Origin of the sequence: Candidatus Proelusimicrobium excrementi (assembly GCF_937881865.1) — a bacterium.
GTDB lineage: Bacteria > Elusimicrobiota > Elusimicrobia > Elusimicrobiales > Elusimicrobiaceae > Proelusimicrobium > Proelusimicrobium excrementi.
Window position 1 is genome coordinate 1 of record NZ_CALGEO010000083.1, and the last position, 7,459, is coordinate 7,459.

Here is a 7,459-nt window from a genome sequence, read left to right on the forward strand (position 1 = left end):
GTCAGCCAAAGGCGCATAGGCGATGGTGTTGTCAAATTCGTAATAACCGGTTTTCAAAAGGCCGGTAATTTTAAAACGCTTCATTTTGGGAAGACCGCCCGCCAAAGAGCGCGGCGAAACCAAAACGACGTTATCATCGATATCAAGCCCCATATTCGCCGCAAGTTCTGTGCCAAGCACCAAAGGTGCGCTTACCCCCTCTTTGGAAAAAGAACCTTCAACCAAAGAAGACGGCAAATCGCTTGTAAGCTTTTCCTGCTCGGCGTCCAAACCGCGTATTACTACGCCTTGGGAATAATCCGAAAAATTTAAAATGGCCTGCCCCAAAATATTAGGCGCACTGGCTTTAACGTGTTTGACGGAGGATATAGCCTCCTGCACTTTTTGGTAGCGGCCTTCCGGCATGGAGCCGACAATCATTATATGCGCCTGCGCCCCTATGACTTTGTTTTTTATGTCATTTTGGAAACCGCTCATAACGGCAAGCGTGGTTACCAGCGCGGCAACGCCTACGCAAACGCCCAATATGCCGATAACCGTCGTGATGACCGTAAATACGCCTTTACTTCTGGAAAGCAAATACCTCAGAGCGATAAAAGTTTCAAATTTCATATCTTCAATTATATTAAATTAGGTTATAAACAGGAAAAGAAAGCTCTGTTTGCCTGTGCGGCGCGGACCGCTTATCAGAAACGGGCGGCTCTGTTTAAAATCAAAATTTGATAAATCTGCTTACTTTTTTGGGTATGCTTTTTGTAATTTTCTATTCTTTGATGATGTTCTTTTTAATTTCGTCCGATTTAAAGATTGAAAGCCTTTATCTGCCTTTGCTATGTTACGGGTTCGGGCATGTAACGGTGTTTATAACGCTGACGGTATACGCTCAGGCGACTGCGCCGTTTAAAAATTATTTTCAGGTTCTGTGCATTTTGGGGCTGATAAAAACAGGCATAGGCTCGCCGGCCGGGGAGGCTGTTTTCGCCCGGGCTTTGCAAGGAGTTATGGAGGCCAATTTGGCTTCGGTGGAAGTTCTTGAAAAAGGCTTGGAGGCAAATTTTCAGATAATATCGGCCCAAGCTTTGCTTACAAGCGTAAAAGAGCTTTTCGGTTGGACGGTAATATTCGGCGTTTGTGTTTTAATATTGATTTGATTCTCTCATTTTAAAGGCAGAATAAAAAGGATTCTGCCCTCTTTGCAAGCCGTTTACAAGACCGTACGAAAAGAAGCCCAACCATAAAAATCCCCCCGGTTAAAGCCGGGGGTTTTAATCTTAGCCAAATTGCAGGTTTGTACCGCGCAAAACGGATATTTAAAAAATCAGACAAAAAAAGATGCGCCTTTAAGGCGCACCGTATTTAATAAATCTTCCTGCGCGGGGGGGGACTCGAACCCCCAAGCCGTAAGGCATGCGCCCCTCAAACGCACGCGTATACCAATTCCGCCACCCGCGCGGCTGCTTAAATTTTATATATAGATTATAACAAAATAATTTCCTATTTTCAAAATTATTTTATTCTTTCCACTTCAATTTGTAATCTTTGGCCCAGCTTTTTGCGTGCCTCATCGTATTTTGAAGGAAAGTTTCCGAAAGCTGCGGAAGCCCGTATTCCATATTAAGCATATTGATTTGCATAAGCTGATTTTCCATTACGGCTTTTACCCCTCCTTTCATATACAGGGAAACTTGCACCTCGGGATTGTGGAAAACATAACCGAAAGCCGGCTTGCCGTGAAATTGATGGAACATACTGGGAGCGTCTTTTATTACCAAGCCGAAATCTATTCTGCCGGCATAAGGCGAAGTATGCCATATTTGTTTTATTGCGTATTGATTCATTATATGATGAGCGCCGTTAAAGCCTGTGGATTTCCATATGGCATGCCAGGAAGGCTGAAGAGCAATAACATTCGGATCGGCCTTTGCCATGCGGGCAATACTTTTAAGCCTGGCGTAAGAGCCCCAAGCTTCCGCAGGATCGGCAAGCAGCGACACCAAAGTACTGTTATATTTAAGCGCGGCGAGCTCGGCCTGAATCCTTTTGGCGTTGATTGCTCTGTCAAGAAATTCCGCCACCTGCGCGTTTCTTTCAAGGCTTGCGGTAAAGCTTTGGCCCGTAAAGCCAAGCTTGGAAAGCCTTTTCGCGGAAGAGGCCGCACTCGAATACCTGGCGGTTTTTGCAAATTTTTTAGGGAGTTTTACTCTTCTAATAAGTGAAAAGGCACTTTTTCCGCCTTTAACTGCTTTGACGCCTTCCGTAAGGAATTTACCTTGCGCCGATAAACACAACGGCAGGAACAACAGAGCTAAACAAAACAGGAACTTTCTCATAATAATGCCTCTCATTAGCAAAGCGGTATTGTATGGCTAAAGAACACGGTAATCATATGCGAGAAGAGCCGGCATATCTTAAAGCGATGTCATTAAAGGGATTTGTTTTCCCCCTTAAGTCTTGCTTGATTTACCTCCCGTTACGAAAGAAAATCTGCTGCCTTTATAAAATATTAAAAGATAATCACCGCCTGCGCAAGGGCAATAAGACCTATTTTGGGCCCAGGTCCTTAAAATATATATTTGGGAAAGAAGCGTTTTTACAGTAAAGCCCGGATCTCGTCTCGTATATTTGTTTCCGCAGATGAAGCTCTAAAACCATTTATGTATCTTTCCGCAACGCCGTTTTTAAAGAAAATTATAAAAGGCACTCCAACTTCTTTAAGGGATTTATCATATTTTTTCGCATATTCGGTCATATATTTGCGCATATTGGACATGGAAACATCCGAACGCATCTTAACGAATTTTACTTTGCCTTTATAGTCTTTGGCGACCTTTTCAATCACAACGGACATTTGCTCGCAAGGCTCACATTTGGTTCCCCAGAAATCAACCACAACCACCCCTTTGTAATTTAAGACTTCCTTATTAAAATCGGCGTCGGTAACATCTTTTATTAATGAAGAAGATGAAAAATACTGAGAGGAAGGAACTGAAGCAGCCGAAGCTTTGGCTTCGTTTACGGCCGTGCCGACCTTTTCGGAAACGGCCCCGCTTTTAACCTCGGAGAAACTCTGCGCGGCAAAAACCCCGCAAGCCGCGGACAAACATATTAAAAATGCAAACAATTTTGAAATTTTTTTCATAAAACCTCCTCCAAAAGCCTATATTTTAATTTTAAAACAATTCCCCGCACCAATCAAGCCCGCGATTATAAATCGGCGGCTTTCCGGGAAAACTAAAAGGCCGCCGGGAAAGCGGCGGCCTCAAAAGATTGCAAAGAACTTTAATTAAATAAGTTTGAAAGGCTCCTGCTTTGCGATTCTTCCTTAAGTTTGGCGATAAACTCATCCAGCTTTACGCCTTCAATGTTCTTGCCGCTTCTAAGGCGGACGGTTACCGTATTTTCAGCGGCTTCCTTCGCGCCGATTATGACGGTGTAAGGGACTTTTTCCAAATGCGCTTGGCGGATTTTTGCGCCGAGCTTTTCCCCTCTGTCGTCAAGTTCCGGCCTTAAACCGGCTGCGGTAAGCTTTTCGCAGACTTCTTTGGCGTAAGGGGCTTGGGCGTCGGTCAAAGTAAGCACTTTTACCTGCACCGGGGCAAGCCACAGCGGGAAAACGCCTGCGTAATGCTCAATTAAAATACCGATAAACCTTTCCACTGAACCGAGCATGGCTCTGTGAACCATAAGCGGGCGTTTGCGGCCTTCCGGCGCGACGTAGGTTATATCGAAGCGTTCGGGCAGGTTAAAATCGAACTGTATCGTTGAAAGCTGCCACGGGCGGCCGATCGCGTCGATAAGTTTTATATCGATTTTAGGGCCGTAGAAAGCCGCTTCCCCGGCGTGTGCCGTATAGGGAATATTATTGTGTTTAAGTACGTCTTCCAAAGCGGCTTGCGCGCGGTGCCAGTCTTCGGACTTGCCGGTATAATTCTCGGGATGTTTTTCGTCCCAGGTGGAAAGTTCCACTTTGAATTTTTCAAAACCGAAAGTCTTCATAATGTGCATGGCGAAGTTAAAACAATCCTGAACTTCCTTTTCTATCTGTTCGGGCGCGCAGAAAATGTGTCCGTCGTCCTGAGTAAAGCCCCTCACCCTTAAAAGCCCGTGCATTACGCCGGAGCGTTCATAGCGGTAAACCGTGCCGAGTTCAAAAAGACGCAGAGGCAAATCTCTGTAGCTTCTCAAAGCGGTATTATATACGGCTATATGGAAAGGGCAGTTCATAGGTTTAAGCTGATATTTCTGTTCGTCTACCTCTATCGGCTTGAACATACTGTCGTTATAAAAATTGGCGTGGCCGGATTTCTGCCATAAGTGAAGGCGCGCTATATGCGGCGTGGTTACAATCCCGTAGCCGCGTTTTAAATTTTCGTCTTTGATCCAGTCTTCCAGCACTTTTCTGAGCATACCGCCCTTGGGCAGCCAAAGTACAAGGCCGGGGCCGACGTCGTCGTTAATGTTGAAAAGCTGCAATTCCGCGCCCAGTTTGCGGTGATCGCGTTTGGCGGCTTCTTCCTGCTGTTTGATATAGGCTTTAAGCTCGTCTTTGGTTTCAAAAGCGATGCCGTATATGCGCTGCATCTGCGGGCGTTTTTCGTCGCCGCGCCAATATGCGCCGGCCGTATGCGTAAGCTTGAAATTGTTTACCGCGCCGGTGTTTTCCACGTGAGGGCCGCGGCACAAATCGGTAAAAGAGCCGTTTGTATATACGCTGATTTCGCCGTCAGGCAGTTCGGAAATAAGCTCCACTTTAAAATCCTCGCCTTTGCTCTTAAACAAAGCTTCGGCTTCGGCCTTGCTCACTTCTTTGCGAACGAAAGGCTGTTTGGATTTTATAATCTGCTTCATTTTGTCTTCAATGGTTTTTAAATCTTCCGGAGTGAATTTATGGTCCGATAAAAAATCATAATAAAAGCCGTTTTCAATCGCGGGGCCTATGCCCAGTTTAGTGCCGGGGAAAAGCTCCTGCACGGCGGCGGCGAGAATATGCGAACAGGAATGACGCTTCGTTTCAATATTTTCCATAATTTACCTCTTGGCGGCCGAGTATGCCGCTTCTTACGTCTATTTACATTTTGTATAATTATTTTATCATTTTTTTATATAGCGGGGTAATTATGCTTTCTTTCGTTAAAAAGTATCTTTCCTTGCTGAGGCAGGATTTTTGGCTTTTCGCTTTGCTTACGCTGCCCGGCATGATTTTCTATTTTACGGGCCTTTACCAGCTGGACGCTTTAACCTGGACAACCTGCACCATAGGCGCTTTAAACAAATTTGCGGTTGAGTTCCTTACCATTTCAATAATAATAAGCCTGATACACGTTATGGGGTTTACCAAGGCGGGGGTCTTCGCTCTGGTTATGTTTTTGTATTACGTAACCATATCGGCCGACATAGTCCTGCTGGTTTATTTTAAGGAACGCTTCGGCGTAAAATATCTGATGACTTTGGGCGGGGCGCAATATCAATTTTTATTGGATATACGCCTTATTTTATATTTGGTTTTCCTCTACATCTTCCCGTTCTTTGCCGTAAAGAATATGTGGCACAAACCTGGCAGGCACGCCAGCGCAAAAAGAATAGCCCTCTGCGCGGTGCTTTTGGCGCTTATTGCGGTGATTACGCCGCTTAACTTTATGAAAGGGGCGGACGTGTTCTTCGCCGAGCATTTAATGGATACCACGGCGGCGGGAATAATAAAAGAACTGATAGCCGATAAGCCTCAGTATAAAAAAACGGCCGAGCTTGAAGGCGCGGTAAAGGAAGAAGCCGATAAATACAATCTTTTTAAGCCCACGGCTTTTACCAATCAAAACACCTATGATAGAATTATTTTGCTTACGACGGAGGCGTTTTCCAACAAATTCATAAAGACTTTTAATCCGGCGATTCCATCCGAAGCCAGCGATACTTTTGATACGCTTGTAACAGGCTATCCTTACGCTTCGCTTAAGTCGGTTACGCTTTCCACGCTGTACGGGCTGAGCGTGATTTTCTCCGGGCATCCAAACGCCGAGCTCAGTTTTAACAATGATTATCCGCTTTCTCTGGTAAAAATACTGAAAGAAAAAGGCTTTAAAACCGTTTTTCTGCGCGGCGCGAACGAAGAATATATGAACGAACATATTATCCTTAAATCCGCCGGTTTTGAAGAAATTTACGGCGCAAAATATTTTGAGAGCAAACCCGAATACGCCCCTTACGTCGCATGGTGGGGCCTTACCGACAGGCGGCTTTTTGATTATGCCGTAAAATATCTTAAAGAACATAAAAACGACAAATTGTTTATGAATATTCTTACGGTGGATACGCACGTACCAACGGGCCGCAATGATTATTTGGGGCAGGAATATCCCCCCCTTACCGCGCCGGAAGACGGCGAGGATTTGCAAAATCTCTATGAGAGGCCGAATATGCCGCGCGCTTTCGGCAATTACAATTATGATTTAAGCCTGTTTTTGGTGGCTTTGGACGAAGCCGAACTCCTTGACGACAGAACTTTGCTTATAATAACGGCCGATCATCCTTTCTTCGCCAATTTGGACACCGGCGGTCTGTTTAAAAATTACCGCTCCGTTTTTGACGAAGTGCCAATGATATTTATATCACAAAAACCTATAAAGGAAGCCGTCAGCCGGGATTCTTTCAAATCCCAGCAGGATATCGCGCCTACCATATTGGGCCTTGCCGGCATACCCGCGCCCAAAGGAATGTTCGGCCGCAGCATTTTTGAAAGCACCCCCCGCACGGTATTTAATATTAAAGATAATTATATCGCGGTCAAAAATGACGGCGGAACAAGATTCGTACCGTTAAATTCCTCAAAGAAAGAAGATAAAGCTTTGGTTTCCCTGTTATACACGGCTTTGACGGAAGAAGAAAAATAAACAGGGATTTCCTCGGATAAACGCCCCCGGTTAAGCCGGGGGTTTTATTTTAAACCGCCGCTAGTACGATACGCCAATCCGCTTGACGCGCCCGGGCGGAATTATCCTAGGCCTCGCAAATGATATAATGAATGTAAATTATATTTATTAAGGAATATTTTATATGAGCGAAAATTGCAGTCACGATTGTGCGTCCTGCTCCCAAAACTGCGCGGAGCGGACGGAAATTCAAAAGTTTAAGCCTCACGCCAAAAGCCGCATAAAACACGTTATAGGCGTACTGAGCGGCAAAGGCGGAGTAGGCAAAAGTTTGGTAAGCGGGCTTTTGGCTTCCGCCATGGCGAAAAAAGGTTTTAAATGCGGCGTTTTGGACGCCGACATTACCGGCCCTTCCATACCCAAAATATTCGGCATAAAAGAAAAGGCCGAAGCCTCGGCCGAAGGCGACGGCATTTTGCCGGCGCAGGCGAAAAACGGTGTAAAGGTAATGTCCTTAAATTTACTTCTCGAACATGAAAACGACCCCGTAATTTGGCGCGGAGCTTTGATAACTTCCGCGGTGGGGCAGTTCT

Annotated in this window: 8 protein-coding genes and 1 tRNA gene; 4 read left to right on the forward strand and 5 right to left on the reverse strand. The window is 45.3% G+C overall.

All coding sequences use genetic code 11. From position 1 onward, the window contains the following. The coding region (locus tag ACQY26_RS03855) for an ABC transporter permease (RefSeq protein ID WP_428047786.1) at nt 1–612 on the reverse strand (612 nt) is incomplete at its 3' end. A gap of 107 nt (nt 613–719) precedes the next feature. Between ACQY26_RS03855 and ACQY26_RS03860 the strand changes: the two genes are divergently transcribed. After that, a complete protein-coding gene (locus ACQY26_RS03860) occupies nt 720–1,151 on the forward strand; it encodes a hypothetical protein (RefSeq protein ID WP_428047787.1) in 432 nt (143 codons plus the stop codon). A gap of 219 nt (nt 1,152–1,370) precedes the next feature. Here ACQY26_RS03860 and ACQY26_RS03865 read toward each other — a convergent pair. Then, nucleotides 1,371–1,452: transfer RNA gene (locus ACQY26_RS03865), tRNA-Leu, on the reverse strand. Between the two features lie 59 nt (nt 1,453–1,511). Continuing rightward, nucleotides 1,512–2,330 (reverse strand): hypothetical protein, encoded by an 819-nt coding sequence (locus tag ACQY26_RS03870; protein ID WP_428047788.1) that lies wholly within the window; start codon nt 2,328–2,330, stop codon nt 1,512–1,514. A 32-nt stretch (nt 2,331–2,362) separates the two neighbouring features. On the opposite strand from ACQY26_RS03870, the gene ACQY26_RS03875 reads away from it, so the two are divergent. Beyond that, on the forward strand, nt 2,363–2,599 hold the full coding sequence (locus ACQY26_RS03875) for a hypothetical protein (protein ID WP_428047789.1): 237 nt from the start codon (nt 2,363–2,365) through the stop codon (nt 2,597–2,599). Here ACQY26_RS03875 and ACQY26_RS03880 read toward each other — a convergent pair. Further along, nucleotides 2,591–3,139 carry a thioredoxin family protein gene (locus tag ACQY26_RS03880; protein ID WP_428047791.1) on the reverse strand — a complete coding sequence of 183 codons (549 nt, stop codon included), beginning with the start codon at nt 3,137–3,139 and terminating at the stop codon, nt 2,591–2,593. The two genes, ACQY26_RS03875 and ACQY26_RS03880, sit on opposite strands and share 9 nt — an antisense overlap. 140 nt (nt 3,140–3,279) lie before the next feature. Continuing rightward, on the reverse strand, nt 3,280–5,025 hold the full coding sequence (thrS, locus tag ACQY26_RS03885) for a threonine--tRNA ligase (protein ID WP_428047792.1): 1,746 nt from the start codon (nt 5,023–5,025) through the stop codon (nt 3,280–3,282). Nucleotides 5,026–5,117: 92 nt separating this feature from the next. On the opposite strand from thrS, the gene ACQY26_RS03890 reads away from it, so the two are divergent. Then, nucleotides 5,118–6,887, forward strand: coding sequence for an LTA synthase family protein (locus ACQY26_RS03890; RefSeq protein ID WP_428047793.1), 1,770 nt, complete (start codon nt 5,118–5,120; stop codon nt 6,885–6,887). Between the two features lie 163 nt (nt 6,888–7,050). Continuing rightward, nucleotides 7,051–7,459 (forward strand): P-loop NTPase (locus tag ACQY26_RS03895; RefSeq protein ID WP_428047794.1); only part of this gene is annotated, 409 nt, incomplete at its 3' end.

Excerpts from the sequence above, each read along its gene's own strand:
- ACQY26_RS03870 (WP_428047788.1), bottom strand. The coding sequence starts at position 2,330 with ATGAGAAAGTTCCTGTTTTGTTTAGCTCTGTTGTTCCTGCCGTTGTGT.
- ACQY26_RS03875 (WP_428047789.1), top strand. The coding sequence starts at position 2,363 with ATGGCTAAAGAACACGGTAATCATATGCGAGAAGAGCCGGCATATCTT.
- ACQY26_RS03880 (WP_428047791.1), bottom strand. The coding sequence starts at position 3,139 with ATGAAAAAAATTTCAAAATTGTTTGCATTTTTAATATGTTTGTCCGCG.
- thrS (WP_428047792.1), bottom strand. The coding sequence starts at position 5,025 with ATGGAAAATATTGAAACGAAGCGTCATTCCTGTTCGCATATTCTCGCC.
- ACQY26_RS03890 (WP_428047793.1), top strand. The coding sequence starts at position 5,118 with ATGCTTTCTTTCGTTAAAAAGTATCTTTCCTTGCTGAGGCAGGATTTT.